This is a genomic window from Microbacterium sp. KR10-403 (genome assembly GCF_040196215.1).
Taxonomy (GTDB): Bacteria; Actinomycetota; Actinomycetes; order Actinomycetales; family Microbacteriaceae; genus Microbacterium.
This window is the reverse complement of the sequence record NZ_JBEGDC010000004.1, coordinates 16,140-42,795: the sequence shown is the minus strand read 5'-3', so window position 1 is coordinate 42,795 and position 26,656 is coordinate 16,140. Positions and strand designations below refer to the sequence as shown.

The window sequence follows — 26,656 nt, the reverse complement described above, 5'->3', positions numbered from 1 at the left end:
TGTATCGCAGGGGAGAGGGAGACAGACATGCAGCCACGATTTCGTGGAGCCGCCTTCGGCGGGGAGTCCTTCGTCATGGCGTCCGGCGACGTCCGGCTCGCGGTGTTCCGCCGCACCACCGGATGGGGGTGGGCAGAACTCATCGGTGCCGACGGCGGGCACCTCGGTGTGCTCGATCATCTCGGTGAGCTGGCGATACGCGATGCGCTGGTGCCGATGCGCCTCGAGGCGGAGGACGTCGAGCGCTCGCTCACCGACGATGGGCGCGACCGGGCGCGGTTCCGCGTCGCTGCCGTGTCCACCGCGGCGGCGCTGGCCGGGTCGTCGTTCGAGCAGTGGGTGGGGGTGCCCTTCGAGGGGCCGCTGCTGGTCGGCGAGGTGACGATCGAGGCGGACGGGTGCGGCGGTTTCGCGCTCGCCTGGGAGCTGGAGAGCCGCTACGACGTGTATGCGACGGCGCTGCGCGGCCCGTGGCTGCGCGTGGGACAGGGGTCGTTCGGCGCTGCACGCGATCAGGCGATGCTTCCCGGCATCGAATGGGCGCTCGATGCGGAGTGGACCTCGGGCGACGACTGGTTCCGCGAACCGTGGGGCATGCGTGCCGTGCCGCCGGTCGACTCCGTCGCGATCCCCGTCATGACGGTGTCGCACGAGGGCACCTTCGTCTCGCTGGAATGGGATGCCGCGGCCGACGCCACCGGCTGGTTCACGATGGCACGCGAGCGGGCGCAGCCCGTGTTCGCCTCGCCGAACTTCGTCGAGCGGAACGACTCGTCGCTGCTGGGGATCATGCTTCCTCAGACGGGCTCACCGCAGTCGGGCGGCGGCTGGCATGCCGACCCGCCGCTCGAACTGCACCGCGGCCAGCGGATCGCCCTGTCGGCGCGCATCGGCGTCGGAACGGGAACAGCACTGGACGCTGTCGTCGACTGGGTCGCACGACACGGGCTGCCCGCGGTGCCCGCCGTCGACGCCGATCTCGTGCACCGGATCGCGGCGGCCTATGGCGAACACCTCTGGCATCCGGGCTCGGGGTTCGGCATCGGGCAGACCGACGGCGATATCCCGTCGACGGTGCCCGCATTCGTCGTGGCTTATCTTGAACGGTTCCCGCACAGACCCGAGTCCGATGTGCTGCGAGCGCACGCGGCCACTCTCGGTGACGTGGGCTCGGAGCAGGCCGACGGTCCGCTGGCGGAGGCAGACGCGTTCCTCGCCGAACAGCACGATGACGGGTCGTTCTGCTTCGACCCGGAGGGTCGCCACCGCAGCAAGGACGACTTCGTGGTCGCCCGTGACCTCGTCGCGCCGATGGGACAGCCCGGCGACGAGGCCCTCGACTTCGACGCGCTCGCGGCGATCACCCTGCTGCGGGCACATGCGATCGCTCCCGATCGCGGATACGGCGCGGCGGCGCTGTCGGCGCTCGACCACGCACGCCGCTTCCGCCGACCGGAGGCCGGCGACTATTGGGAAACACCCCTGCACGCACCGAACCTTCTGGCGGCCGGGCATGGTGCCGTCGCTCACGCGTTGGCGTGGCAGAGCTTCGGGCGTGACGAGGACCGGCGCAGCGCCAGGCATTGGATGCGCAGCCTGCTGGTCTTCACCCACCTGTGGTCGCCTGCGCAGCGGCCCATGCTCTACAACACGAAGCCGTGTCTGTGCTCGTCGGACTGGTACTTCGCGAACTGGGTGCGCGATCACGTGCAGTGGGAGGTGCTGGAGACGTTCGTGCTGGCGGACCGAGTCGGCGCGGATCTGTGCGCGGTCGATGACGACATCGACTGGGCGCGGTACCGCGCCGGCATCACGGGCGCGGCGACGCGGTGGCTCATCCACCACGAGCACGATGCGTGGCGCCCGCACAACCTGCCCGGCTCACTCGATCTGTACCGCGCCGGGCGGTTCGATCTGTGCCTGCCCGATACGCACAACTCCACCACAGGGCTGTATGGAGGTATGGCCATCGCGCCCAATGCCGTGGGGCTGAACCTGCTCGCGCTGCTCTGAGCTCCGCCCGCGCCATCCCCGTGGCCGTATCCGGGATGGCGCGGGCGCTCACCAGGTGCGCGCCCGCGTGCTCCAGCCGACTTCGCCGAGATGGAATGCGGGCGGATGCGACGATGAGGGCGCAGCGGGATCCACCGGCTCTGCGAACACGACGCCGGCCTCGATCGCGGAGACCGCCGTACGGCCGGGCCAGGCGCTCACGTCGACCGCCACGCGGTTCCACCCCGCGGGCCACAGTCGCCCGGTCCCACTGATGCGGCTGCCATCGGCGGAGTGCAGCACGATCCTCGCCTGCATCGGGCGCGTCGTGGTCGCCAGGCACAGATCGAGCATCGCGTACGCGAACGTGGCATCCGTCAGGTCGAGCGGTGCCTCCGACAGCTTCAGCGTCACGACGGGCGCGACCTCAGGGGTCGCGCTCTCCGCGGTGACCCGCACAACGGGTCCGGGCAGTTGCGCGTGCGGAATCGGCATGCACACGATGCCATCGGGAAGGACGTCGATCCCCGCGCCGGGTGCGGTGACCGTGTTCGCCGCGAGGGCATCCGTGAGGACAGCAGAAGGCGCCGACTGGTCGCTCGGCAGGGGCGCGAGCGCCGGGGCATGCCACGCGGGCACCGCCGCGGGGACCTCGGGGGCCGGGGACGGCGGCCAGGGGAGCGCGTACTCATGCTCGCCGGGCCCCACGGTCTCGTCGTCGCGTCCCGGCAGCCGCACGTGGGCGCGGGACCCGTGCGGCACCGCCAAGGACATGTGCAGCGTGTCGCCGGCGCGGTGGTATGAGAGTCGGATGCCGCCGCGCACGGTGTCTTGCGTCAGTTCAAGACGGGCGACCCCCGTGACGAAGTGCGGACGCACCTCGAACTCCGCGTACCCGGGGGCGGTCGGGCGCACTCCCGCAAGGAACCGCCACGCCCACGATGCGAACGGGCCTCCGAGTCCGACGTGGTCGAGCGAGCCGGTGCCGGTGTTGTTCGGATCGATCCACCAGCACTCCCACAGGGTGCCGGGGCCATGGTCGAGCATGGCGCCGACGCCCGGCTCGTCCGGCTGCTGCAGCGCATCGAACAGCGCCTGTGAGAAGCCGGCGCGAGCCAGGGCACGCGTAACGGTGCGTGTCGCGGCGAAGCCGCTCGAAACGCGATTTCCGCGCGCCCGCACATCATGGAGGATGCGCCGGGCCGCCTCGCGAGCATCGTCGCCGGTGAGGATGCCGGACTCCAGTGCGCACGCGTACGAGCCCTGCGATCCATTGCCGAAGCCGCCTGTGCTCGGGTCGAAGAACGCTGCGCGTGCGTCCGTGCGCAGCTGACCGGCTTGCGCGCGGCGCAGGGCCGCGGCATCTTGATCTCCGACGGCTTCCTCCAGCTCGGCGAGGACGTCGAGGCAGTCGATGGCCGCCGCGGTGTGGTGCACGGGCGGCGGCGTCTGCTCGAGCGCCAGCCAGTCGCAGCCGTAGCTGATGGGCGCGCGCGAGACGACGCCGCTCTCGTCGCGGCACCCGAGCTGGAAATCGGCCCAGCGTCGCAGCGCAGGCAGATTCTCGTCGACGACGCGTCGGTCACCGTAGTGCAACCAGTGGTTGATCAGGATGCGGTGGAGCGCGGCACCCCACACCGGATCGGCGGGCGGACGTTCCTCGCGCACGTCCGGCGCGATCGCGGGGATCGAGCCGTCCGGCTGCTGGCTCGTGCAGAGATCGCCGAGCCACTTGCGGTAGAACGTCTCGAGGTCGAATGTCGCGAACGCGAACTCGGCCACGGATGCGGCATCCCCGGTCCAGCCGGCTTGCTCGCGGGTCGGACAGTCCTCGGGGATGCCGTGCACATTGTTCAGGAACGTCCGCGGGGTCTGCGTGAGCAGGCGATTGAGGCGCTCGTCATCCGTCGTGAGCTGTCCGGTCTGGACGAGGTCGGTGTGATGCGCGTGCGCCGTGAGCGTCACCGGCGTGCCCTCGGGCAGTCCCTGCACCTCCACGTAGCGGAACCCGTGGTAGGCGAACCAGGGTTCGCACACCTGCCCGGCCTCGCCCGTCGTCACGAACTCGAGTGCCTGGCGCACGCGGCCGTGATCGTACGGCATCGTGAGGTTGGTGGTGTCGAGGCGTCCGTCGGCGTCGAGATGCTCGCCGTGCACGATGCGCACAGTCAGTCCCGATGCGACGCCGTCGGAGAGCACCAGACGCGTGCGGCCGGCGATGTTGACGCCGACATCGTAAACGCGCGTGCCGCCGGGGCGCCCGATCTCGACCGCCGCGATCGTCGAGACATCGTGCGTCGGCGGCGTCTGGTCGGGTGCGATGTCGCGCGGCGGATCAGCGGGCGAGACCGGCGCACACGATGCCTCATGCACGGTCAGATCGTGCGCCGTGGCGAACGTGCCGGTGGCCGCGGCCGGCTCATGGCGCTCGAGGTAGAACGGCTCGTGTACGGTCACCTCTCCCGGTGCCGTCTGCAGGCCCGGGCCCGTTCCGATGCGATGCACGGTGCCGTCGGTGCACTCCACCACGAGCTCGGCGAGCACGCGCGGATCGTTCCCGGTGTGTGCCCAGGCGCCGGCGGCCGGCAGCAGGTCGAGGACGTTCGCGCCTGCGGTGACGAGGTCGGTGACATCATACGTGCGGTAGAGGGCGCGTGCGATGTCCGTCCGGGTGGCATCGGTGGAGCCGGGGTTGACGGGAACGCCGTTGACCTCGGCGCGTACGAGCCCCTGGGCGGTCAGATGCAGACGCGCACGCCGTGCCGCGGCCGGCAGTGCAAGGCGCGCACGCAGCACGCTGTTCGCACGATGCGACACCCACTGCGCGGTCCAGTCCTCGAAGGCGAGCGGCCCGGTCTCGATCGCGGAGACCTGCGACCATGCGGTCCAGCGGCCCGCGGCATCCCGCAGCCGAACCCGGCAGGTGAGGACGGCATGCGGCGGCAGAGTCACCGGCAGGGTCGCGGCGGGGGCGGCGGTCTCGATCGTCTCTGCGAAAACCGTGCTGCCGTCGCCCGCGACGATCTCGAGCCGGGCGGCGGTCTGTGCGCACCCGGCCGGCACCACCCAGGAGAGCCGTGGGCGCCGCGACGCCGTCGGGACGAGACGCGTCCCGTGGCGCCCCCGCTGCGCATCGACGCGAAGCCCCGTGGGCGCACCGAGGTCGGATGAGAGGTCGGGCATCACAGGGCTCCTTCGCACGAGGTGGGTGTGAAACGTATCACACGGAGTGACGGCGACGTCGAGACATCAGGCGTGAAGACGTCACGATGCGGCGGTGGACGCCCGTGCCACGAGGACGGGCGTGAACTGCAGCTGCTGGTGCGTGACCTCACCCGTCGCGGTCGCCTCCTCGATGAGCAGGCGCGCTGCGGTCTCGCCGATCAGCTCGCTCGGCTGGCGCACAGTGCTCAGCGGAACCACCGTCGATGCCGACCAGTCGATGTCGTCGTAGCCGATGAGGGCAATGTCCTCGGGGATGCGCAGCCGCCGCTCGAGAAGCACTGCCTGCATGACGCCGATGGCCAGCAGATCGTTGGCTGCGAAGATCGCATCAGGGCGCTCGCGCGGCTCGAGGGCGGCCAGCTCGAGGCCGGCGCGTCGCCCCTCGTCGACAGTCGGGGCCTTCGTCTCGATGATCCGGATGGCAGGGACGTCGTCGCCGGCTTCACTCACGGCGAGGCGCGCCCCGGCGAGCCGATCGCGGATCTGATGCAAGGACAGTGGTCCGCCGACGAAGGCGATGCGACGGCGTCCGGTGGAGAGCAGGTGCCGCGCGGCGAGTTCACCGCCCGCGATGTCGTTGGTCTGAATCGATGAGAACCCCGCATCCGGAGCGGGACTGTCGACGAAGACGGTGGGGATGCCATGCTCACGCAGGCGCACGAGGTGTTCTCGCACATCGGTGGCAGGGGAGATGAGGACTCCCTGCACTCGTTGTTCTTCGAAGAGCTCCAGGTATGCGGCCTCGCGTTCGCCCTGGTCCCCGCTGTTGGCGATGAGCACCGAACTGCCCGCAGCCGCAGCCGCCCGTTCCGCACCCCGTTCGACGTCGGTGAAGAAGGGGTTGCTCACGTCGAGGACGACGAATCCGATGGTGGTGCTGCGACCCGCGCGCAAGTGGCGGGCCGCCTCATTGCGTACGAAGCCGAGGTCTCGGATGGAGGTCTGTACCCGCGTCAGAGTCGCTTCGGACACGCGTTCCGGCCGGTTCAGCACGTTCGACACGGTACCCACCGAGACGCCCGCGTGTGCGGCGACGTCCTTGACGCTTACGGTCTGCGATGCCACGAAGCTCCCGCCATTGATGAGTCAATTCAGAGAATAGTAGCGGCGGTTGACGGAACGTGATCGCACGCTACTCTGAAACGTATCATGTTCGATGTGGAAGACGAAGAGGCGCGCGGAGCCGACGGGGCAGCCTTGTGTGACACGGTGCCGGCGCGGTGTGCGGGCGGACCTGACGCCGGGGTGACCACGGTCACTCCGGTGCGCTTCGAGTACGGCGAGCCGCGAATCGGAATCGGAACGGGCAGTCCTCGCCTCAGCTGGCGCATCACGGACGCGGACGAGGGCTGGCGGTTCGACGCCTGCGAGATCGAGTGCGTTCGCGACGGCACGACCGAAAGCGTGATCGTCGCTTCCGGCGAGCAGGTCTTCGTGCCCTGGCCCTTCGCGCCGCTGCGGTCGCGGGAATGTGCTCGAGTTCGGGTACGCGTCGCGACGGGGGAGTCTTGGACGCCGTTCAGCGAGCCTTCGTCGATTGAAGCGGGTCTCTTGGAACAGGAAGCCTGGGTCGCTCGGTGGATCAGTCCGATCGGCCTCGGCGGGATGGATGACGGCGCTCCTTGGCTGTTCCGCGACGTCGAACTCGAACGCAAGCCGGTCAAGGCGCGACTCTACGTCAGCGCGCGTGGGCTCTACGAGTTCACGATCAACGGCATCCGTGTCGGAGATGAGGTGCTCACGCCCGGCTGGACGGCCTACGAGCATCGGGTGAGGTACCAGACCTACGACGTCGCGGAGCTGATGCAGGTCGGACGAGTGCGGCTGGGAGCTCTGCTGGGCAACGGCTGGTTCCGCGGGCAGCTCGTGGCGCCGGGGAACCGGTCGTCGTACGGCGACCGACTTGCGCTCATCGCCCAGCTCGAGTTGACGTTCGCCGACGGCTCGACGCAGACGGTCTCCACCGACGAGGCGTGGCGCGCGGCGGAGAGCCCGATCATGTTCGACGACTTCTATGACGGACAGCGCACCGATCTTCGGCGCTCCCTCGATGGGCTCGGCGCCGGGGGCGTCGATGTCGTCGCCTGCGATGCGCGCCTGGTTGCGCCCCGAGGACCAGGCATCCGCGTGACCGAGACGGTGCCTGCCCAGCGCATCCTCACCACCCCGAGTGGACGCACGGTCGTCGACTTCGGTCAGAACCTGGTGGGGTGGGTGCGGGTGAAGGTCGGCGACGGCAGAGCAGGGCAGCGCGTCGTCATCCGGCACGCGGAGGTGCTCGAGCACGGAGAGGTGGGCGTGCGTCCGCTCCGCAGCGCGAAGGCGACGAGCGAATACATCCTGTCGGGAGGCTCGTGTGAGGTGCTGCAACCGACATTCACGTTCAACGGGTTCCGTTACGCGGAGGTCGAAGGCCTCCCCGATCTGCAGTCAGGCGACGTCGACGCTCTTGTGATCGGGAGCGGACTGGAGCGCACGGGATGGTTCGAGAGCTCTCATCCCGGTGTCAACAGGCTGCACGAGAACATCGTGTGGAGTATGCGCGGAAACTTCGTCGGCGTGCCCACCGACTGTCCACAGCGTGACGAGAGGCTGGGGTGGACCGGCGACATCCAGGTGTTCGCGCCCACGGCCTCTTTCCTCTTCGACACGGCCGGATTCCTCTCCGACTGGCTCTGTGACCTCGCCTCTGAGCAGAAGGACGACGGCGGAGTGCCGTACGTGATCCCCGACGTTCTGCGCGACCCCGATCCTGCCGCCGCGGGCTGGAGCGACGCGGCGACGCTCGTACCCGAGGCGGTGTATCGCGCGACCGGTGATGTCGGGGTGCTCGCCCGGCAGTATCGGTCGATGTGCGCCTGGGCCGACAAGGTCCTCGCGCTCTCAGGAAGTTCGGGACTGTGGGACACCGGCTTCCAGTTCGGTGACTGGCTGGATCCGACCGCGCCGCCGGAGGACGCTGCGCGCGCCCAGGCCGCTCCCGGTGTCGTGGCGACGGCGTACGCCGTGCGCACGCTCGGTGCTGTGGCAGACGCCGCCGAGGTGCTCGGAGAACGCGGCGATGCCGCGAACTATCGGGCACACGAACGACGCGTGCGAGAGGCGTTCGCCCGGGCGTATGTCGGACCCGAAGGGCGCCTCGTGAGCGATTGCCAGACGGTCTATGCACTCGCGCTCTGCGGTGACCTGCTCGGCACCGAGGCGCAGCGTGCGGGAGCGGGATCGCGCTTGGCAGAACTCGTCATCGCGGCGGATGCCACGGTCAGCACCGGCTTTCTCGGAACGCCCCTCATCCTCGATGCGTTGACGATGTCGGGACACGCCGATCTGGCCTACGCCATGCTGCTGCAGACGAAGTGCCCTTCGTGGCTGTATGCCGTGTCCATGGGAGCGACCACGGTGTGGGAACGCTGGGACTCCATGCTGCCCGACGGAACGATCAACCCCGGAAGCATGACCTCCTTCAACCATTACGCCTACGGCGCTGTCGCCGACTGGCTGCATCGGGCCATCGGTGGGATCACCGCCCTCGAGCCGGGATATCGGCGCATCCGTGTGCGCCCGGAGGTCGGGTCGGGTCGCTCCCTGACGTACGCGCGCGCGCGGCACGCCTCACCGTACGGTGACATCGATGTCTCCTGGCGGATCGATGACGACCGATTCGCGCTCGAGATCGACGTGCCCTACGGCGTGACGGCGGAGGTGTGGATGCCCGAGGCCGGCGGCACGTGGGTCGTACAGCACGGAAAGCACGAGTTCCGTCGGACGCTGGGCGGCTGAGCGCCTTCTCGTCCTCGTGCGTGCCGTCACCTGGTCGTAGAGCCGGTGTGCCCCGACAGGTGCGCGGGATCCAGAACGATGAGGATCTTGCCGGGAACGCCCCCGCCTCCGCACAGTCGCCCGAATGCCGCGTCCGCACCATCGATGCCCACGCACTCGCTGATCAATGCGTCAGCGGCCGCCGGCCCCTGCGACATCCACGCAACGGCCGCGGCGAAGTCTGCATCCGTGTAGGTGAAGCTCCCGACGATCGTGCGCTCGGCCGTGCTCACCGCGAACGCATCGAGCGAGAGCAGCGGCGAACCCATGCCCACCAGGCAGACCGTGCCACCCAGTCGGGTCGACTCCAGCGCCCCGCGGAGTGTCTCGGTGATCCCGACCGCGTCGATCGCGACATCGGCGGCACGGCCGAATGCGGTCATGACGGCCTCGGAGGCGGCGCCGTCGGCGGGGTCGATGACGATCGCACCCAATTGCTCGACGAGGTCGCGGCGCTCCGGAGCGACCTCGCTGACGATGACCTCGGTGATCCCCGCCATCTGCAGCGCGAGGACGACGGACTGCCCGATCGGACCGCCTCCGGCCACGAACACCGCGTCGCCCGGTGCGGCGCCTGACCTGCGCACCGCGTTGACCGCGACCGCGAGCGGCTCGATGAGGGCGCCGTACAGAGCCGGCATCGTCGGTGGGAGCACATGCACGTTGCGCGCGGGGGCGACGATCTTCTCGGCGAAGGCCGAGACGAGCTCGGGCGCGACGCCGAGCACGCGCTTGCCGGGGTCGTGCTGTTCGCGCCCCGCGTACTCATCGAGATCCTCGGGCGGCAGGATGACGGGGTTCACGGTCACGGTGACGCCCGGACGGAGATCGGCGCGAGCGACGGACGCGCCCAGCGCCTCGACGACGCCGACCGTTTCATGGCCCATGATCTGACCCGGAACACGGCGGCCGTTCTCGCCGGTGTAGCCGTGGATGTCGGAACCGCAGATTCCGGTGGCGATGATGCGTATCGTCACCTCATCCGGTGCGGGGGTGGGGTCGTCGCGCTCCGCGACGACGAGTCGACCGAAGTCCTCGAGCACGAGGGCCCTCATCTTGCCTCCAATTTAGTTCACAAGTATGAACCGGAGTCCGTGTTTCAGAACCATTTCATGATGGAGGACCTGCACCATCGCTGTCAATGCGCCTCAGGTGCGCACGATCCCCAGGCGTGTGCGCAGTTGGGTGGCCGCTGCGCGCAGCAGGGGCAGTGCATCGGCGGGCCAGGTCGGCCCGGTGCGGAAGGCGGGCGCGGTGACGCTCAACGCCGTCTCGACGCCCAGCGCACCCGTGTGCAACGGCACGGCGATGCACCGGCACCCCTCGAGGTATTCCTCATCGTCGGTCGCGAAGTCGGCCAGAGCGCACTCCGCCAGGACTGCCAGCAGTCGTTCGGGATCTGTGATCGTGTGGTCGGTGAGGCGGGTCAGCTGTGCGCCGGTGACTCGCCGTGCACGTTCGGTCGGATCCAGTTGGGACAGCAGCGCCTTCCCGATCCCCGTGGCGTGCGAGGGCAGGCGCATGCCGACGGATGAGGCCAGGCGCATGGGGTTGCTCGACTGGCTGATCGCGATGTAGACGTTCTCCATTCCGTCCAGGCGGGCCAGCTGCACCGTTTCGCCGGTCTGTTCCGACAGGGCGTCCATCAACGGGCGGGCGAAGGCGGTGATCGACTCGTGCCCGCGGAATCTCTGACCCACCTGCCACGCACGCAGGCCCACCGAATAGCGTCGCAGCGCGCTGCGTTCGACCCAGCCCGATGACTCCATCGTCGCCAGCAGCGCGCTGGCGCTGGACTTCGGCAATGCGAGCTCCGTGGTCAGCTCGGCGAAGCTCGCGTCGCCCACCTCCGCCAGATGCTCGAGTACCTGCAGAACGCGGACTGCCGATTTGACTCCGCCGGTTTCGGTCATTGACATGACTCCGCTCGGTCATGGATCATGTGGTGCACTGACATGATCATAGGTTCACATATCGGAACCACAAATGCAAGGGAATCATCTCGTGTCCATGCTCGACTCGGACCGCATCGTCTCGGTCCGCGCCTACATCGTGCCGCGTGTGCGCACAGCTGCACCGGCCCTCGATCCCGCAGGCATGAGCGAGGAGGTGTTCAACTGGCGGCGTTCGAAGGTCGCGAACCCGATGACGAAGTATCCGGAGTTCCGCGATAATCGCTCGGCGGCGACCGGTCGAGATTCCGGCAGCACGGTACTCGTGCAGGTCGAGACGGCGTCCGGCGCTGTGGGAGTCGCGACGACCAACGGCGGCGTCGTCGCAGCATCCATCGTCGAACTCCACCTCGCCGACATGGTCGAGGGCGAGTCGCCGTTCGCGCACGAGCGGATCTGGGACCGGATGTTCCGCAGCACACTCGCGTACGGTCGAAAGGGCGTCGTGATGCATGCGATCTCGGCGGTCGATCTCGCCGTCTGGGATCTGCACGGCAAGATCGCCGGCATGCCCGTGTGGGCCCTGCTGGGTGGCAAGACGCAGGACTCACTCGACGTGTATGCCACCGGGCCGACGGCATCCAGCATCGAGAGACTCGGCTTCTGGGGAGCAAAACTTCCCCTGACGTGGGGACCCAGCGAGGGCGAGGAGGGCTTCCGGCGAAACGTCGAACGGGCGCGCATCGCGCGGGAGAGCGTCGGCGACGACTTCCCACTGTTCTACGACTGCTGGATGGCACTCGACGTCGACTATGCGGCACGACTGGCCGCTGCTCTCGAGCCACTCGGGTTCCGCTGGATCGAAGAGCCGCTGCTGCCCGACGACTACGCGGGTCACGCCGAACTGCGACGTCGCATGCCGTCGACGATGATGTTGAACACGGGCGAACACGAGTACACGGCGTTCGGCCATCGGCTCCTGTGCGAGGCGGGTGTGGACATCCTCCAGCCCGACCCGAACTGGTGCGGCGGCATCACCGAACTGCGTCGCATCGCGACGGTCGCCGTCTCATTCGGAAAGCGGATCATTCCGCACGTCGGCGGACAGTACGCGTACCACTTCCTGACGTCGTTTCCTCAGGCGTTCGTCGCGGAGTTCCCCGTCATGGCGGGGGAGTGCGACACCATCGAGACCTTCCACACGCCGCTGCTGGTCGGTGAGGCGCTGCCGGTCGACGGGAAGATCACCCTCGACGACAGCCCCGGGTTCGGTCTGAGGCTGGATGAGAGCATCCGGCTGGTTCGTCCGATGACCCGCGATCGTCTTGCGGAGTTCGCATGACCCGAGCACGCATCGCCGTCGTCGGCGCTGGCTGGTGGACCTCGAAAGTGCATCTGCCGGCGCTCGTCGCGAATCCCCGTGCGGAAGTCGTGGCCGTATGCGATCGCGATGCTCTTCGGGCACGGGACGCCGCCGCAGAGTCCGGCGCCGCCGCGTACACCGAGCTCGACGAGATGCTGGCAGTCGTGCGTCCCGACGGGGTGGTGGTCGCGACGCCGCACGACACCCACTTCGCCGTGGCATCCCGCGTGCTCGAGAGCGGCAGTGGGGTGCTCGTGGAGAAGCCGTTGGCGACGACGGCGGAAGATGCCTGGGAACTGGTCGCGCTCGCCGAGCGCACCTCAGGGCTGCTGGCGGCAGGGCTGACGTATCAGTACGCGGATGTCGCGCCGTTCGTGCAGGAGGCGGTGCAGGAGAGGATCGGTGAGCTGCGCAGCGTCAATGCGGAGTTCTCGTCGAGCACGGCCGGGTTGTTTGCGGCGACCGGTCCCGCCGACGCACATCCCGAAGACCGGATGGCGCCACATGGGACGACCTACTCCGACCCGCATACAGGTGGCGGGCAGGCGTACACGCAGCTGTCCCATCTGTTCGGCGGGCTGCTGTGGGCCGCCGGTCGTGAGGCCACCGACGTGACGGCCATGACGGCGAATCACGGCCTGCGCGTCGATCTCGTGGATGCTGTGGCCTTCAGCCTGGATGGCGGAGCACTGTGTGCCGCGACGTCGACGGGGACGACGCCGTCGCGGGTACCGGTGCGCCATCGACTGCGGTTCCACGGCACCCGGGGAATGGTGGAGTGGGACATGCTGGCGGCAACCGCGGTCCTGCACCTCGAGGGAGGTGTGTCAGAGCAGCGGGAGAACCCGCCGCATCTTGCGGCCTATGCCAGGGAACGGGTGACGGCGGCGTTCGTGGCGTCTCTTCTCGACGGCACGCCGACGCCGGCTCCGGGGGATGCTGCCGCCGCCGCGATCTCGCTCATCGATGCCGCGCTCCGCGCGGCGTCGTCGGGGCGCCGGGAGGCGGTGACGCGCGCGCCCGCGGGCCTCTTCCGGCATGGACGCGCCTGAGAACGAGGACACGGATGACCGCCTCTTCCGGGTCTGCGGGGGAGTGCTCCGTGGATCGAAACGTTTCATATATCGTGACAGCACGTGGGATGTGAGGAGAGCTTCAGTGGAGAAGCTGGGAGTGGCGCTCGTCGGCGCAGGTTTCATGGGCCGGAGGCATCTGCTCGGGTACGCAGCGCTGCGCCGTGCCGGCTACGAGCGGATCGACGTCGCCGCGATCGTCGACCTCGACGCCGGCACCGCGAACGCCCGGGCCGACGAGGCCGAAGAACTGCTGGGCACGCGCCCGCGTGTGTACACCGACCTCGGTGCGATGCTGGCGATGGACGGCAACGTCGGTGCGGTCGACATCGTGACCGATCCCCGCACCCACCACACGATCGCCGTGGACGCGATTCGGGCGGGCAGGGACGTCATCTGCGAGAAGCCGCTCGCTCTCACCGTCCGCACCGGCGCCCAGATGGTCACAGAAGCCGAACGCGCCGGACGTGTGCTGGCCACCGCCGAGAACTATCGGCGCGGTGGCTCGAATCGCCTCGCCAGGGCCGTCATCGACTCCGGTGTCCTGGGCGACCTGTTCCTCTTCCGCGAGGTGCGCATCGGTGGAGACGACGGGGTCATCCTCAGCCCATGGCGACACATGAAGCGGTCGGGATCGATCGGACTGGACATGCCGATTCACTACGCCGACATCGTCGAATACCTGCTCGGGCCGGTTGAACTCGTGTGGGGGCGTGGCTTCATCGCCGAGCCGGTCCGGCACCCGGCCGACGGGGGCGAGCCGATTGCGCCCGACGGTGAGGACTCCCTCGTCGCGGCGATGACGACGACGTCGGGTGTCGACGTCCATCTCGCCTACATCCCCTCCGGTCGCGGTATCGGTTACGGTGAGCGCGTGCTGCACGGTCGCAACGGATCACTGCAGATCCCGCCGGATCGCAGCGACGGCGATATCGTGCTCCACCTCGCGGATGGCACGCGCCGAGGGCAGGAGGTCGCCGCATTCCTGGGCGACCGGTTCCAGCTCGACCCGGTGACCGCGGCCGTGCTCGGTCCCGACGGCACGGGAGGCAAGGGCGCGCCCTGGGGTGACGTCGACGCCGGCCATCTCGCGGTCGAACTCGCCGACTTCGCCGACGCCGTGCTCGACGGGCGGCCACCGGAGGTCGACGGCGCAGGGGGACTGCGCGCGCTGGCCGTCGTGCACGCCGCGTTCGAATCGGGCCTGCTCGGCCGCGCCGTGCACGTCGATGAGGTGCTCACCGGTGCGGTGCACGCCTACCAGGACGATATCGACGCCCAGTTCGAGACGGAGGTGGAGGCATGACGACACCGACGTTCCATCAGGTCGCCTACGTGGTCGACGACCTCGATGACGCCGTGCGCCACTGGGCGGACGTCCTCGGTGTGGGGCCATGGAGTGTCTGGACGATGGGATCGGACGTCTTGCACGACAGCATGTACGGGGGAGCTCCGGCGGTCTTCGGCATCCGCCATGCTCTCGCCTGGTCGGGCGACGTGCAGTTCGAACTCGTCGAGCCGATCGAGGGACCGAGCATCTTCTCCGATCAGCTCGCGGCAAGCGGCCCGGGGCTGAACCACGTCGGTCGGCTCGTGCACGACCACGCCGCCGAGAGCGCCCGTCTCATGGCACAGGGATATCGCCCACTGCAGAGCGCGCGATTCGGCAAGAGCGCCGATGGCCGTTTCGCCTACTTCGGCTCACCGCGCGGTGACGCCATCGTCGAACTCATCCAGCCGCCCAGCGTCCGGTTCGCCCCGGACTATGTCTACCCGGAGGCCTGACGTGCCCGCTCGTCCCAGAATCGAGTCTGTCGAGACGTTCGTCGCGGGATCGTCGGTGTTCGTTCGCGTCACCACCGACACCGGTCTGCGCGGCATAGGCGAATCGACCGCCTTCGCCTTTCCCCTCGCGGTCGTCGCGGTCGTCGACGCGCTGCGTCCGGCACTCGTCGGTGCCGATGCCTTCGAGACGACGCGCATCTGGCTGCGAAACTACCGCGCGCTCGGCTGGCGCGGTCTCACACTGGGCGGAGCCATCAGCGCCATCGATCAGGCTCTGTGGGACATTCGCGGGCATCACTTCGAGGAACCCGTGTGGCAGCTGCTCGGGGGACGTGTGCGCGACGGGGTGCGTGCCATGAAGGTGATCGCCGGTGGCACGATCGCGGAGGTCGCGCAGCACGCGTGTGACGCGCAGGAGGAGGGATACACCGCCATCAAGGTGATCCTGCACCAGCACGAGCACCACATGATGGCGCACGCCGAGCGGATAGCCGATCTCGTCGGCCGGATGGCGGCGATCCGCGATGCGACCGGCGACGGCATGGACATCGGTGTCGAGCTGCACCGCAACATGCAGCCCGGGAACGCCGTCGCACTGATCCGTGAACTCGCTCCGTACCGTCCGCTGTTCGTGGAGGATCCCATCCCACCCGACAGTGCACTCTCCTTCGGCGAGGTCTCGGTCAAGAGCGACGTCCCGATGGCCGCCGGAGAACGGAACACGACCCTCTACGAGTTCCGCGAGTACGTCGAGGCGGCGGGTGTCTCTTTCATCCGCCCCGACGTCGGTATCGCCGGTGGTTTCACGCACGTGATGAAGATCTGCGCTCTGGCCGAGGCCCACCACCAGGGCATCATTCCGCACGCGGTGCCGTCGGGCCCGGTGGCGACCATGGCGCACGTGCACCTGGGCATGGCGGTGCCCAACTGGGAGGTGCAGGAGCACGTTCCGCAGGACTCACCGCCGCACTCGGTCGTCGTCGACCGCCTCCCCGAGGTCGTCGACGGATACCTTCGTCCGTTCGATGGGCCAGGACTCGGGATGCGGCTCCAGGATGAGCAGCTCGCCGACGGCGAGGCGACGGTCTTCCCCGTCTCTCCGGAGGTACGGCGCGACGGATCGGTGGCGATGCGATGACCGGCACCCGTCTACGCGTCGGCATCGCGTGCAGCCCCGAGACGCGCGCACTGTACATCGGTGCCGCCGAGCTCGCACGGCTGGAGACGTTCGCCGATGTCGTGCACCTCGACATTCGGGTTCCGGGCGATCCTTGGCAGCGGCCCGAGCACGTGCCCGCGCTCGAAGAACGGCTGTGTGCGTTCGTCGCTGATCTCGACGTGCTCATCGTCTGTCATGGCGCCCCTGTGGTCAGCGCGGCGGTCATCGCGGCGGCTGCCCGTCTTCGGGTGATCGGTGAGCTCGAGGGCGACCGGTTCGGGCGCCGCGTCGACATGGCCGCCGCACGCGCCGCGGGAGTCGTGGTGGTCGACACGACGCATTCGTCGTCGTGGCCCGTGTCGGAGTGGGCTCTGGCGCTGATCCTCGTCGGGCTGCGCCAGCATGCCCGGTTCCGCGACATCATCGCCGGCAAGAGTATGCGTGACGACGACTATCGCACCGCGCCGCCCGCCCGTGAACTCACCGGCCGCACCGTCGGTCTCATCGGGTTCGGCCGCATCGGTTGGCGGCTGCGTGAGCTTCTGGAGCCGTTCCGCACGCGGGTGCTCGCTTACGACCCCTTCGCACCGCGTGAACTGGCGGATGCGCTGCATGTCGACTTCGCGCCGCTGGAGCAGGTCATGGCATGCGAGATCGTCGTGTGTCTGGCACCGGAGACGTCCACGACGACGGGGATGATCGGGGCGCGCGAGCTCGACCTGCTGCCGCGAGATGCGGTGTTCGTCAACGTGTCGAGGGGGGTGGTGGTCGACCGTGCGGCTCTCGAGGCGAAGGCCGCGCGCGGGGACGCCTGGTTCGGCCTCGACGCACACGACCCCGAGCCCATCGCCGTCGACACGCCGCTGCGGGCGATGCGCAATGTCTTCCTGTCGCCGCATCTCGGCGGCATGACCGTCGAAGCGCAGCCGCGGTTCTTCAGCCTGATGGTCGACGAGCTCGCCCGCTACGACGAGGGGGTCGAGCCTCGCGCGCAGCTGACCGATCGTGCCCTACGAGGCAGAGGGGCGGCACCCGCATGATCGTCGACACTCATTGCCACGCCTGGCGACGCTGGCCCTACGACACCTCGGTGCCCGATCCCGGCACGCGTGGCAGCGTCGAGAGCCTTCTCTACGAGATGGACCGTGCCGGCGTCGATCACGCAGCGATCGTCTGTGCGCGGATCGGCGGTGGTGCGGGCGGCGACGGCTTCGCCAATGACGACAACAACGAATACGTGATCGATGCCGTGTTCCGGCATCCCGACAGGCTCACAGCATGGCTCGACGTCGACTGCGCGTGGAGCCCCGAGTATCACCGGCCCGGCAGCGCCGGACGCCTGCGCGAAGCGCTCCAGCGATCGGGCGCGCGGGGGTTCACGCACTACGTCGCCCCCGACAACGACGGCTGGATGCGCTCCGATGAAGGCGCCGAGTTCTTCGACGTGGCCGCCGAACTGGGCGCGATAGCGTCGCTCGCGCTCACCCCCGCATGGTTCGACGACCTGTCCGCGATGGCGAGCGCCCGACCATCGCTTCCGATCCTCCTGCACCACATGGCGATCCCTTCGCGCGACGAGGGCCGGGAACACGAGATCGGGTCGCTGTTGCGCCTGGCGCGGCATCCGTCCGTCGGCGTCAAGATCTCGGGTTTCAACTACAACGCGACGCGCTGGTGGGAGTACCCCTATCCCGAGTCGGTGGCGCTGTTCCGGCGCATCTTCGATGCCTTCGGCCCCGACCGTCTCTATTGGGGATCCGATTTCCCCGCCTCGCGCGACCAGCTCACCTACCGCCAGTCCATCGAGGTCGTTCGCACACATGCGGCATTCCTCGGCGAGAACGACCTCGCGGCGATCCTGGGCGGCAACGCCGCTCGCCTGCTGTCACTGACCCCATGAGCAACCCGCTCGACACCACGAAAGGCATCTTCCCCATGGCAACGACACTCATCGCCCGCTACCAGGTCCAGCCGGGCAAGGCGGAACTCGTCGAGAACGCGCTGCGCCGCATGGCCGAGGCCGTGCGCGCGGACGAACCCGCGTGCCTGCTCTACAACGCTAACGTCGCCGTCGATGACCCGAACCTGTTCTGCCTCTACGAGGTCTACGAGGACGACGACGCGGTCATCGCGCACCGTGAGACACCGCACTTCCAGGAGATCATCGAGGGCGTGATCGTGCCCGTCCTGGTGCGGCGCGAGCGGGAGCTGTTCCGTCGGGCGGTCGCATGAAGCTCCTGCAGTTCGGCACGTCGTCGCCCCACGGACGATCACGCCATCTCGGGGCGCTCGTCGAAGGGAGCGCCGATGACGGTGTGATCGTCGATCTGAGCGCCGCGGGTCGTGTGGTGCTCGCCCGTGACGGTGTATCGGCCGCCGGCCTCCGCGCTCTGGCCCCGGTCCTCGCGCCGGACACGATGCTCGCCTTCATCCAGGGTGGCAGCCACACGCGTGAGCTCGCGGAGCGCGGGGTCGAAGCCGTGACTGTCGAAGGTGTCGAACATGATGCCTTCGGGGCGCCCACGCGGTATGAGACGGCCGACATCGTCGTTCTGCCGGCGATCACCGAACCGCCCATGCTGCGCGACTTCATGGCGTTCGAGAAGCACCTCATCAACGTGTTCCCGAGGCTGGGACGGGAGATCCCGGAGGAGTGGTACCGGCGTCCCGTCTACTACAAGGCCAACACCGCCGCCATCGGCGCGCATCGGCAGGACATCGCCTTCCCGGCGTATGCCGATCGGCTCGACCTCGAGTTCGAGTTCGCGGCGATCCTGGCCGCGGACGCGACCGACGTGTCGGAGGACGAGGCGGGCCGGCTCGTCTTCGGCTACACGGTGTACGACGACTTCTCGGCTCGCGCCGTGCAGGCCCTCGAGATGACGGTCGGACTCGGGCCGGCCAAGGGGAAGGACTTCCACGCCGCGCACGTGCTCGGACCTGTCGTGGTGACCGCCGACGAGGTTCGCGACCCCTACGAACTCGCGATGACGGCGACCGTCAACGGGCAGACGTGGACGGAGGGAACATCCGCAGACATGCACTGGCGGTTCGAGCAGATGATCGCCTACGCATCGCAGGGCGAACCATTGCGCGCGGGTGAGGTGTTCGGATCCGGGACTGTCGGCGACGGCTCGGGCGCCGAGCAGGACCGCTGGCTCGAATCCGGGGATCTCGTCGAGCTGACCGTCGAGGGCATCGGCACTCTCCGCAATCGCGTCGTCGCAGGCGGAGAGGGGAAGCCGCCCGCGCAGCGCAGATGACGTGCGCGGGACGAGTGCATCGGACCGTCGAACTCTGTGGGTCCGGTCGATCGAGTTCATCGCACGGGCGTCGACGACGGGCTAGAGGCCGATCCGACGCCACGAACCGGCCGTGACCTCCACGAGCACACGCCCGCCGTCGGGCGACTCGAGTTCGACGCGCCGGTCGCGCCGGTCCAGGTTGGCGACGAGCACGGTGTCATCCGCACCGATCGCCCACACGAGCCCGTCAGGGGAGTCGCCGCACAGCAGCCTGCCTCCGTGCCGTGCGGCCAGGGCGCGCACCGCCGTGGCGACCGGCAGATCTTCGCCGCCGGAGGAGCGGATGCCGCGGGGCCCCCACTCCTCGAAGAACGTGAGCGATGCCACGCCCGGCACGGCGAGGGCCGCGGCGCTCGCGATCGTCCACGCCGCCAGCTCGGGCGCGCGCTGTCTCGGGTCATCCGCACCGGTGAAGGCGGCGCCGTAGCCGTTGCGCAGATCGCCCCCATCGGGGCCCGGCACCGGAGTCGTCGCCACGTTGTTGAACCGCGGCCGGAGGGTCACCGGGCCGATGTGCACAGGTGTGTCGCCGGCGAGGCCGACGGCCTGGATCGCGACGAGGCGCTGCATCGCCAGCGACTCGACCAGCTGCTCGGTGCTCGTGCTGTGGAACAGCCCGGTGACGCTGAACGTGATGCCGTCCAGCCCCTCGGGCAGACGGTGGTGTTCGCGATTGAGCTCGGTGAAGTGCGACCGGGCACCCCCGATCACCGCGGTGACGACCCCGGCTCGGCCGAGCGCTACGCGCAGCGCAGCGACCAGAGCGGCATCCGACACGTGCGCGGCCTCGCCGTCCGCACCGAACGCCGCGACGCGGGCGACGCTCCGCCCACGCAGCGCCTGTGCGGCCGCGTCGAGCGAGTGCGTGTCGCGGGCCACCAGCCGCACGTCCAGCGGCAGTCCGGAGGTCGCGGCCCGGTCGAGGGCGGCGGGCCAGTTCGGGGCGGCGAGGTCGAGCTCGACGAGCACCGCCTGCCCGACCGGCTCGACGCGCGGCGCCGGTGCGGGCGCCGTGGCGGCGCCGAGCGCGATCTCGGGGAACGGGCCGGCCGCGGCCAGCACGATCGCCGCGGCCTCCGCATCCTCTCCGCCCGCGTCGCCCGCGTCGTCCCCGTCTCGTCCGGCTCGCACCTCGATCCGCTGGCGCACGCGCGTGCCGGCGCCGAGTCGGTAGGGGAACGGCAGCGCCAACGGACGGCTGTAGGTCTTGTACGAGGCGTCGGTCCAGTTGCGCTGGTCCTCCATCTCGAACACGTCGCCGGTGAACGTCGCCCCGACGCCGAGCCCGGCGGCGTGCCAAGACAGTGCGGTGATGTCGAAGACCGGCTGGTGCGGGCTGATCGCCGCGGGGAACCGGGTGTCCTCGTGCGACCCGTCGGCGTGGCGCACGCGGAGCCGGGCGCCGGCGAGGTGGGCGGGATGCAGCACGACGAGCCCGGTGCGGTTCGTGTCGAGGTCGGCGGCGACGGCGAGGTCGAGCTCCACGGTCAGGGTGCGGCCGGATGCCGCGACCCGCACGGTCCCCGACAGTCCGGTGACCGCGCCGCTCGCGCGGACCTGCAGGGTCAGTGCGCCCGCATCCTCGCCGATGCCGTCCACGACGAGGTCGGCGGTGTTCCAGTCGTGGTCGCGCGCCACCGCGCGGATGCTGCGCAGCACCGGTCGCCCGGCGAAGGCGATGTCGGCGAGCTCGTCGCCGCGCAGCCGCAGCGTCCACTCGCCGGCGCGCCAGCTGCGGTCGGGCTGCCACCAGTCCACGTCACACCCCGGTCAGAGCGTCGACATGCCGCCGTCGACGGCGAGCAGTGCGCCGGTGGCGAATGCCGCATCGTCGGAGGCGAGGAACGTCATCGCGCCCTCGACGTCGGACGGAGCTCCGGCGCGGCCGAGCGGGATGCGCCCGATGATCGCGGCGCGATCGGCGGCGTTCTCGGTGATGGTCGAGACCAGGCCCGTCTCGGTGTACGCGGGCACCACCACGTTCACGCGGATGCCCCGGTCGGCATAGGCTGCGGCCGCGAACCGCGCCAGCGCGTGGATGCCCGCCTTCGATGTGCTGTACGCCGTGAACGCGGCGCCCTCGGTCCCGCCGAATGCGGTCGGGCTGCCGGTGAGGACGATCGAGCCGCCGATTCCGGCCGCCAGCATCGTCCGGATCGCGTGCTTGACGGTCAAGAACGTGCCGGTCAGGTTCACCCCGATCGTCGCGTTCCACGCGGCCAGGTCGAGGTCGGCGATCTTCGCATCGCGGCCGAACAGCTGCACGCCGGCGTTGGCGACGACCACGTCGGGCAGCCATCCCGCGGCCGCGGACTCCGAGAACGCCGCCTCGACCGACGCCTCGTCGGAGATGTCGACGGTGACCGCGCGTGCGGCGTCCCCGAGCGCGTCGGCGACCAGCCGGGCGGCATCCGCGTCGCGGTCGGCGACGATGACCCGGGCGCCCTCCCGGGCGAAGCGCTCGGCCACACCGCGGCCGATGCCCGACCCGGACCCCGTGATCAGCGCGGTCTTGCCATCCAGTCGTCCCATCACCCGCTCCTATCGCTCGATCTTCTCGAGGTGCAGCATCCGCGCGAGGTTCCTGTCGAGCTCGTCGTCGCGGAAGATCTTCTTCCAGTCCTCCTTGATGATGCTCTCGCGTCCGTAGTCCATGGCGATCAGGCACGCGTCGCTGAAGGGATTGTCACCGCGCAGCCCGTTGGCCAGGGCGACCTGGGTGTGTCCGTAGAGGATGCTGCGGGCCGCGGCCTCCGACACGCCCATCGTGTGGATCGCCTCGTCGAGCGCCTCGTTCAGCAGCGCCCCGATCATGCAGGCGACGGTCTCGACGAGGGTGGGCTCGAGCTGGGCGAGCTGCTTGATGGTGACGAAGTGCACGTCGATGACCGGTGCGTAGATGGCGCGGACGGTCTCCTCGACGAGTGCTCTCACGGCGGGGTCGTCGCTCTCGACCGCGGCGATGGCGTCCTGCGGCGCGGCGATGCCCCCGAAGGTGTCGGCGTACTCGGCCGGCGTGGTGCGCTGCAGGAAGATCGACGGGTGGCACGGATGGGCGACCGCCCGCACCACATCGTCGCGGTCGGTCAGCAGTCCCGCATAGGCGGCGGCCGGGTCGAGGGTCAGGGCGACGGCACCGGCCTTCATCTGCGGCACCAGCTCGGCGGTGACGGCTTGCAGGGCGAGGTCGGGCACGGCCAGCACGACGATGTCGGCGTCTGCGACCGCCTCGGCGGCGTCGGTGAGCGTGCGGCCGGCATCGAGGGTGCGTGTCCGTCCCGCGGGGGAGTTCTCCACGTACCGGACGATGTGATCGGTGCGTGCGAGGTTGTCGGACACGCGCATGCCCATCTTCCCGCCCGCACCGACGACGGCGATCCTGTGGGTGGTGCTCATGGGGTGCTCCTCAGATACTCGATGGCTGAGCGGGTCCACTCCCGCTCGGCCCGGATGGTGGTCTCGATGTCGCCCTGCCAGTTCAGCCAGTGCTCGACGATCTCGTCGACGCCCCGCTCCTCCGGCCGTACCCGAGCCCGCAGGTGCCGGTGGTCGTGCAGCCCGGTGCCCAGGCGCGCTCCGCTGTAGCGGAACCCCACCCAGCCGGACTCGCGGGTGAACGAGAAGTCCTTCGCGTGCACGTTCAGCGTGCGGGCCGCGGCGCGTTCCACGCAGTCGCGCGGGTTCTCCAGCCGGGCGACGACGTTGGCGGGGTCGAGGCAGATCCCGAGTGCGGGGCTGTCGATGCGCTCGACGAGCCCGGCCAGGTCGTCGGTGGCCACCTGCTCGTACGTCTCGAGGGCGAGTGCGACGCCGGATGCCGTGAATCGCGGCAGCACGGATCGCAGCTGTCCCTCGGCCTGAGTGAGGGAAGGATGCGTGTCGGGACCGTGCAGCATCGAGCGGATGAGCGTCGCGTCGAAGACCTCGGCGAGTCGCAGGAAGTGCTCGAGATGGGCCGGCGCGATCCCCTTCGTGCCCAGCTGCACGGTCAGCCCGAGTGCTCGGGCGGCGGCCGCGGCATCCCGGATCTCCGCGTCGCCCATCTGCTCGAGCGGTGCGTAGTCACAGATCTGGAACAGCTCCACGCCGAGTGCGCGGGTGGCCTCGAAGGCGCCGACGAGCGTGAGCGGTCGCGGCGCACGGGGGGAGTGCTGCCAGAAGAAGGCATAGGTGCCGAGGCCGATCATGTCCCGATTCTGACAAACCGGTTGACCAATTGCAAGCCCCATTCCGCGTCGGCGCCGGGTATCTTTGCTGTCATGCCCGCCTTCCGCGCTGATTCCGTCGACGACATCACGGCGGCGCTCGGCACGCTCCCATCTGGCACCCCCGTGTCGGAGGTCGCACGTCGACTGCTCGATCTGTTCACCGGCGGGTCGCTGACGCCGGGCACCCGATTGCCCCCCGAGCGCCAGCTGGCCGCAACCCTCGGCGTCGGCCGGTCGGCCGTGCGCGAGGCGCTCGCGGCGCTCGAGATCCTGGGGATCGTCGACGTCCGGCCCGGGTCGGGCACCTATCTGCGCGGCACCGCGAGCGAGCTGCTGCCGCAGACGCTGCGATGGGGTCTGCTCATCGGCGAGCGGAACACCGCGCAGCTTCTCGAACTGCGCGAAGGGCTCGAGATCTACGTCGCACGGCTCGCCGCGGCGCGTGCCGATGAGGCGACATTCGTCCGCCTCGAGAAGAGCGTGGCGCGCATGCGCGCGAAGATCGACGACCTCGCGGCGTTCGCGCGCGCCGATCTGGACTTCCACCACGCGCTCGCCGAGGCAGCGGGCAACGACATGCTCACCGACCATCTGCACGTGATCCGGTCGCTCCTGCAGGTGTACGCCGACCGGGCAGTCCACGACCGCGCACAGGCGGAGCGTGCGCTGGCCGAGCACGAGGCCGTGCTGGCGGCCGTACGTGCCGCGGACGGAGACGCCGCGGCCTCGGCCATGGCCGTGCACATGGCGACCGCCTCGGCGCGGCTGCTGGACTCTGCGGCGCAGGTCGCCGAGTGAGCATCCTCCTCGCCTCCGACAGTTTCAAGGGCTCGATCACGGCGGCCGCCGCCTGTGCGGCGCTCGCCGACGGCTGGCGCGACGTCGACCCGGCCGCCCGGATCGCGACCCGTCCGATGGCCGACGGCGGCGAGGGCACACTCGACGCCTTCGGCGCCGCTGTGCCGGGTGCGCAGCGCATGCCGATCGTCGTCACCGGCCCCGACAGCCGTGAGACGGAAGCGGACTGGATGCTGCTGCCGCCGACCCCCGACGCACCGGGCGGCACCGGCGTCGTCGAACTGGCCTCCACGAGCGGCATCGAGCTGCTCGGCGACCGGCGTCTGCCCCTCGACGCGCACACCCGCGGCTTCGGGCAGGCGATCGCCGCGGCGCTCGATCACGGCGTCGACCGGCTTGTACTGGGCATCGGCTCGAGTGCGTCGACCGACGGCGGCGCCGGCATGCTGCGCGCCCTGGGCGCACGGTTCGCCGGCGGCGACGGGCTGCGGGGTCTTGACGGCGTCGGCACGGTCGACGTGAGCGGACTGCGGACGCCGCCGCGCGGCGGAGCGCTCGTCCTGTCGGACGTCACCAACCCGCTGCGGGGGCCGCGCGGCGCGGCGACGGTGTTCGGCCCGCAGAAGGGGCTCGCCCCCGATGACATCGAGGGGGCGGATGCCGCGCTGCGGCACTGGGCGCGGGCACTGGCCGCCGCCCTTCCGGATGCCGATGCGGATGCCCTGGGGGCCGGGGCTGCGGGCGGCACCGGCTTCGCCCTGCAGGCATGGGGCGCACAGCTGGTCTCGGGCGCCGCCGAGGTCGCCGGACTCGTCGGGCTGGCCGAGGCCGCGGCCGCGGCATCCCTCATCATCACCGGCGAGGGGTCGTACGACGGTCAGTCGGCCGCGGGCAAGGCGCCCGCGCACGTCGCGGCCGTCGCGGGGGCGTCGGGGGTCCCCGTCGTGCTGGTCGCCGGACGGATCGCACCCGATGCCGACACCGCGGGCTTCGCGGCGTCCCTCTCCCTCAGCGAGCTGGCCGGCAGCGAGAATGCGGCGCTCGCCGACCCTGCGCGCTGGCTGCGCGAGGCCGGGCGCCGGCTCGCCCGGCGCTTCAGCTGAAAGCGTCGATCCACGCCCGGATGCGCGTCAGGCTGCGCTGCGCGGAGTTCGCCTCGGGGTGGTTGAGGTGTCCGTGCGTGGCGCTGCGCTCGGCGAACAGCTCGACGCGCACGCCCGCGTCGCGCAGCTGCAGCGCGAACTGGTCGCCCGACGAGCGCAGGTCGTCGATCGCGGCCACGAGGATGTAGGTGGGTGGCAGGCCGCTGAGGTCGTCGGCGATGCCCGCGAAGGCATACGGGTCGTGCAGCCCCGCCGCCCGCGCGTAGTGCTTCGCCAGCGCGTGCACGACCGGCGGGCGGAACCGCAGCCGCGCCGGCATGTCGTCCATGCGCGCGATGGTCTCGGCCGTGTTGGGCGGCAGGTCGGGATGCAGGAACGGATACGCCAGGACAAGGGATGCCGGCAGCGGCCTCTTCGCATCGCGCAGGCGCAGAGCCACTCCGGCGATCAGGGCGCCGCCCGCGCTCGCACCGCCGAGGTGCACGCGCGCGGTGCCGAACAGCTCGTCCGCGTGTGCGGTCGCGTGCTCCCACGCCGCCTGCACGTCGTCGAGCGGGATCGGGTGCTTCACGCCGTGCAGCGCTTTGTGGTAGTCGACGGAGAGGGTCGGGATGCCGTGCGCGGCCAGCTCCAGCCCGACCCAGTTCGACTCGGGCATGTCGAGGGTTCCGCCGAAGAACGCCCCGCCGTGCACCCAGACGAAGGCGTTGTGGGCGCTCTGCGCCGGGTCGCGGTACAACCGCACAGGCACCGGGCCGTGCGGGCCCGCGACGGTCAGGTCGGTGACCTCGACCGGCTTCAGGTGCGCGAAGCGGCGCTTCAGAGACGCGGTGTCGATGTCGGTGCGCGCGTCGACGGGCTCACCGCGTCGGCCCACGTACCAGGCTGCGGCCCGCACCATGAGGTCGGCCGGCGTCAGCATCCGCCGCTCCGG

Annotated in this window: 22 protein-coding genes; 13 read left to right on the top strand and 9 right to left on the bottom strand. The window is 69.9% G+C overall.

The features are described from left to right. The first annotated feature begins 27 nt into the window (after nucleotides 1-27). On the top strand, nucleotides 28-2,013 hold the full coding sequence (locus ABMQ42_RS09555; protein WP_349722753.1) for a hypothetical protein: 1,986 nt from the start codon (nucleotides 28-30) through the stop codon (nucleotides 2,011-2,013). A gap of 48 nt (nucleotides 2,014-2,061) precedes the next feature. Here ABMQ42_RS09555 and ABMQ42_RS09550 read toward each other — a convergent pair whose 3' ends face one another. Together ABMQ42_RS09550 and ABMQ42_RS09545 are read right to left on the bottom strand one after the other, a co-directional pair. After that, entirely contained in the window at nucleotides 2,062-5,175 is a 3,114-nt protein-coding gene (locus ABMQ42_RS09550) for a family 78 glycoside hydrolase catalytic domain (RefSeq protein WP_349722752.1), read from the bottom strand. An 81-nt stretch (nucleotides 5,176-5,256) separates the two neighbouring features. Beyond that, nucleotides 5,257-6,282: a LacI family DNA-binding transcriptional regulator gene (locus tag ABMQ42_RS09545; RefSeq protein WP_349722751.1), complete on the bottom strand. Its 1,026-nt coding sequence runs from the start codon at nucleotides 6,280-6,282 to the stop codon at nucleotides 5,257-5,259. Between the two features lie 180 nt (nucleotides 6,283-6,462). On the opposite strand from ABMQ42_RS09545, the gene ABMQ42_RS09540 reads away from it, so the two are divergent. Then, nucleotides 6,463-8,997, top strand: coding sequence for a family 78 glycoside hydrolase catalytic domain (locus ABMQ42_RS09540; protein ID WP_349722750.1), 2,535 nt, complete (start codon nucleotides 6,463-6,465; stop codon nucleotides 8,995-8,997). A 26-nt stretch (nucleotides 8,998-9,023) separates the two neighbouring features. On the opposite strand, the gene ABMQ42_RS09535 is transcribed toward ABMQ42_RS09540, so the two are convergent. Both ABMQ42_RS09535 and ABMQ42_RS09530 read right to left on the bottom strand, forming a co-directional pair. After that, nucleotides 9,024-10,091, bottom strand: a complete 1,068-nt coding sequence (locus ABMQ42_RS09535) for a zinc-dependent alcohol dehydrogenase (RefSeq protein ID WP_349722749.1) — start codon at nucleotides 10,089-10,091, stop codon at nucleotides 9,024-9,026. A gap of 93 nt (nucleotides 10,092-10,184) precedes the next feature. Continuing rightward, entirely contained in the window at nucleotides 10,185-10,955 is a 771-nt protein-coding gene (locus tag ABMQ42_RS09530) for an IclR family transcriptional regulator (RefSeq protein ID WP_349722748.1), read from the bottom strand. Between the two features lie 91 nt (nucleotides 10,956-11,046). Here ABMQ42_RS09530 and rhmD point away from each other — a divergent pair, with 91 nt between their 5' ends. The 9 genes from rhmD (at nucleotide 11,047) to ABMQ42_RS09485 (ending at nucleotide 19,571) form a co-directional block, all read left to right on the top strand. Further along, entirely contained in the window at nucleotides 11,047-12,270 is a 1,224-nt protein-coding gene (rhmD, locus tag ABMQ42_RS09525; protein WP_349722747.1) for an L-rhamnonate dehydratase, read from the top strand. Further along, nucleotides 12,267-13,343, top strand: coding sequence for a Gfo/Idh/MocA family protein (locus ABMQ42_RS09520; RefSeq protein ID WP_349722746.1), 1,077 nt, complete (start codon nucleotides 12,267-12,269; stop codon nucleotides 13,341-13,343). Before rhmD ends, ABMQ42_RS09520 begins: the two co-directional genes overlap by 4 nt. A 106-nt stretch (nucleotides 13,344-13,449) precedes the next feature. Then, nucleotides 13,450-14,670 (top strand): Gfo/Idh/MocA family protein, encoded by a 1,221-nt coding sequence (locus tag ABMQ42_RS09515; protein ID WP_349722745.1) that lies wholly within the window; start codon nucleotides 13,450-13,452, stop codon nucleotides 14,668-14,670. Next, the gene (locus tag ABMQ42_RS09510) at nucleotides 14,667-15,149 is read left to right on the top strand and encodes a VOC family protein (protein ID WP_349722744.1); all 483 of its coding nucleotides are present in this window, start codon (nucleotides 14,667-14,669) and stop codon (nucleotides 15,147-15,149) included. The genes ABMQ42_RS09515 and ABMQ42_RS09510 overlap by 4 nt, the downstream gene beginning before the upstream one ends. A gap of 1 nt (nucleotide 15,150) precedes the next feature. Beyond that, nucleotides 15,151-16,287: a mandelate racemase/muconate lactonizing enzyme family protein gene (locus tag ABMQ42_RS09505; RefSeq protein WP_349722743.1), complete on the top strand. Its 1,137-nt coding sequence runs from the start codon at nucleotides 15,151-15,153 to the stop codon at nucleotides 16,285-16,287. Beyond that, nucleotides 16,284-17,348, top strand: a complete 1,065-nt coding sequence (locus tag ABMQ42_RS09500) for an NAD(P)-dependent oxidoreductase (protein ID WP_349722742.1) — start codon at nucleotides 16,284-16,286, stop codon at nucleotides 17,346-17,348. Before ABMQ42_RS09505 ends, ABMQ42_RS09500 begins: the two co-directional genes overlap by 4 nt. Continuing rightward, the gene (locus ABMQ42_RS09495; RefSeq protein ID WP_349722741.1) at nucleotides 17,345-18,208 is read left to right on the top strand and encodes an amidohydrolase family protein; all 864 of its coding nucleotides are present in this window, start codon (nucleotides 17,345-17,347) and stop codon (nucleotides 18,206-18,208) included. Before ABMQ42_RS09500 ends, ABMQ42_RS09495 begins: the two co-directional genes overlap by 4 nt. A 35-nt stretch (nucleotides 18,209-18,243) precedes the next feature. Beyond that, complete coding sequence (locus ABMQ42_RS09490) at nucleotides 18,244-18,540, top strand: putative quinol monooxygenase (protein WP_349722740.1); 297 nt, start codon at nucleotides 18,244-18,246, stop codon at nucleotides 18,538-18,540. Then, complete coding sequence (locus tag ABMQ42_RS09485; protein ID WP_349722739.1) at nucleotides 18,537-19,571, top strand: fumarylacetoacetate hydrolase family protein; 1,035 nt, start codon at nucleotides 18,537-18,539, stop codon at nucleotides 19,569-19,571. Before ABMQ42_RS09490 ends, ABMQ42_RS09485 begins: the two co-directional genes overlap by 4 nt. Nucleotides 19,572-19,652: 81 nt before the next feature. On the opposite strand, the gene ABMQ42_RS09480 is transcribed toward ABMQ42_RS09485, so the two are convergent. From ABMQ42_RS09480 to ABMQ42_RS09465, 4 genes are read right to left on the bottom strand one after another with little or no spacing between them, the layout of a single operon-like run. After that, complete coding sequence (locus ABMQ42_RS09480; protein WP_349722738.1) at nucleotides 19,653-21,371, bottom strand: D-apionate lactonase family protein; 1,719 nt, start codon at nucleotides 21,369-21,371, stop codon at nucleotides 19,653-19,655. A 12-nt stretch (nucleotides 21,372-21,383) separates the two neighbouring features. Then, entirely contained in the window at nucleotides 21,384-22,145 is a 762-nt protein-coding gene (locus ABMQ42_RS09475) for an SDR family NAD(P)-dependent oxidoreductase (RefSeq protein ID WP_349722737.1), read from the bottom strand. A gap of 9 nt (nucleotides 22,146-22,154) precedes the next feature. Then, entirely contained in the window at nucleotides 22,155-23,009 is an 855-nt protein-coding gene (locus ABMQ42_RS09470; protein WP_349722736.1) for a phosphogluconate dehydrogenase C-terminal domain-containing protein, read from the bottom strand. After that, nucleotides 23,006-23,800 carry a sugar phosphate isomerase/epimerase family protein gene (locus ABMQ42_RS09465; RefSeq protein WP_349722735.1) on the bottom strand — a complete coding sequence of 265 codons (795 nt, stop codon included), beginning with the start codon at nucleotides 23,798-23,800 and terminating at the stop codon, nucleotides 23,006-23,008. Before ABMQ42_RS09465 ends, ABMQ42_RS09470 begins: the two co-directional genes overlap by 4 nt. 72 nt (nucleotides 23,801-23,872) lie before the next feature. Between ABMQ42_RS09465 and ABMQ42_RS09460 the strand changes: the two genes are divergently transcribed. Next, nucleotides 23,873-24,619, top strand: coding sequence for a FadR/GntR family transcriptional regulator (locus ABMQ42_RS09460; RefSeq protein ID WP_349722734.1), 747 nt, complete (start codon nucleotides 23,873-23,875; stop codon nucleotides 24,617-24,619). Then, nucleotides 24,616-25,722: a glycerate kinase gene (locus ABMQ42_RS09455; protein WP_349722733.1), complete on the top strand. Its 1,107-nt coding sequence runs from the start codon at nucleotides 24,616-24,618 to the stop codon at nucleotides 25,720-25,722. Before ABMQ42_RS09460 ends, ABMQ42_RS09455 begins: the two co-directional genes overlap by 4 nt. On the opposite strand, the gene ABMQ42_RS09450 is transcribed toward ABMQ42_RS09455, so the two are convergent. Next, a complete protein-coding gene (locus tag ABMQ42_RS09450; protein ID WP_349722732.1) occupies nucleotides 25,715-26,644 on the bottom strand; it encodes an alpha/beta hydrolase fold domain-containing protein in 930 nt (309 codons plus the stop codon). The two genes, ABMQ42_RS09455 and ABMQ42_RS09450, sit on opposite strands and share 8 nt — an antisense overlap. Nucleotides 26,645-26,656: the final 12 nt, after the last annotated feature.

What these genes read in the sequence shown, in the direction of transcription:
- ABMQ42_RS09555 (WP_349722753.1), top strand. Translation starts at nt 28, where the DNA reads ATGCAGCCACGATTTCGTGGAGCCGCCTTCGGCGGGGAGTCCTTCGTC.
- ABMQ42_RS09550 (WP_349722752.1), bottom strand. Translation starts at nt 5,175, where the DNA reads ATGCCCGACCTCTCATCCGACCTCGGTGCGCCCACGGGGCTTCGCGTC.
- ABMQ42_RS09535 (WP_349722749.1), bottom strand. Translation starts at nt 10,091, where the DNA reads ATGAGGGCCCTCGTGCTCGAGGACTTCGGTCGACTCGTCGTCGCGGAG.
- ABMQ42_RS09530 (WP_349722748.1), bottom strand. Translation starts at nt 10,955, where the DNA reads ATGTCAATGACCGAAACCGGCGGAGTCAAATCGGCAGTCCGCGTTCTG.
- rhmD (WP_349722747.1), top strand. Translation starts at nt 11,047, where the DNA reads ATGCTCGACTCGGACCGCATCGTCTCGGTCCGCGCCTACATCGTGCCG.
- ABMQ42_RS09520 (WP_349722746.1), top strand. Translation starts at nt 12,267, where the DNA reads ATGACCCGAGCACGCATCGCCGTCGTCGGCGCTGGCTGGTGGACCTCG.
- ABMQ42_RS09510 (WP_349722744.1), top strand. Translation starts at nt 14,667, where the DNA reads ATGACGACACCGACGTTCCATCAGGTCGCCTACGTGGTCGACGACCTC.
- ABMQ42_RS09500 (WP_349722742.1), top strand. Translation starts at nt 16,284, where the DNA reads ATGACCGGCACCCGTCTACGCGTCGGCATCGCGTGCAGCCCCGAGACG.
- ABMQ42_RS09495 (WP_349722741.1), top strand. Translation starts at nt 17,345, where the DNA reads ATGATCGTCGACACTCATTGCCACGCCTGGCGACGCTGGCCCTACGAC.
- ABMQ42_RS09490 (WP_349722740.1), top strand. Translation starts at nt 18,244, where the DNA reads ATGGCAACGACACTCATCGCCCGCTACCAGGTCCAGCCGGGCAAGGCG.
- ABMQ42_RS09485 (WP_349722739.1), top strand. Translation starts at nt 18,537, where the DNA reads ATGAAGCTCCTGCAGTTCGGCACGTCGTCGCCCCACGGACGATCACGC.
- ABMQ42_RS09475 (WP_349722737.1), bottom strand. Translation starts at nt 22,145, where the DNA reads ATGGGACGACTGGATGGCAAGACCGCGCTGATCACGGGGTCCGGGTCG.
- ABMQ42_RS09470 (WP_349722736.1), bottom strand. Translation starts at nt 23,009, where the DNA reads ATGAGCACCACCCACAGGATCGCCGTCGTCGGTGCGGGCGGGAAGATG.
- ABMQ42_RS09465 (WP_349722735.1), bottom strand. Translation starts at nt 23,800, where the DNA reads ATGATCGGCCTCGGCACCTATGCCTTCTTCTGGCAGCACTCCCCCCGT.
- ABMQ42_RS09460 (WP_349722734.1), top strand. Translation starts at nt 23,873, where the DNA reads ATGCCCGCCTTCCGCGCTGATTCCGTCGACGACATCACGGCGGCGCTC.
- ABMQ42_RS09450 (WP_349722732.1), bottom strand. Translation starts at nt 26,644, where the DNA reads ATGCTGACGCCGGCCGACCTCATGGTGCGGGCCGCAGCCTGGTACGTG.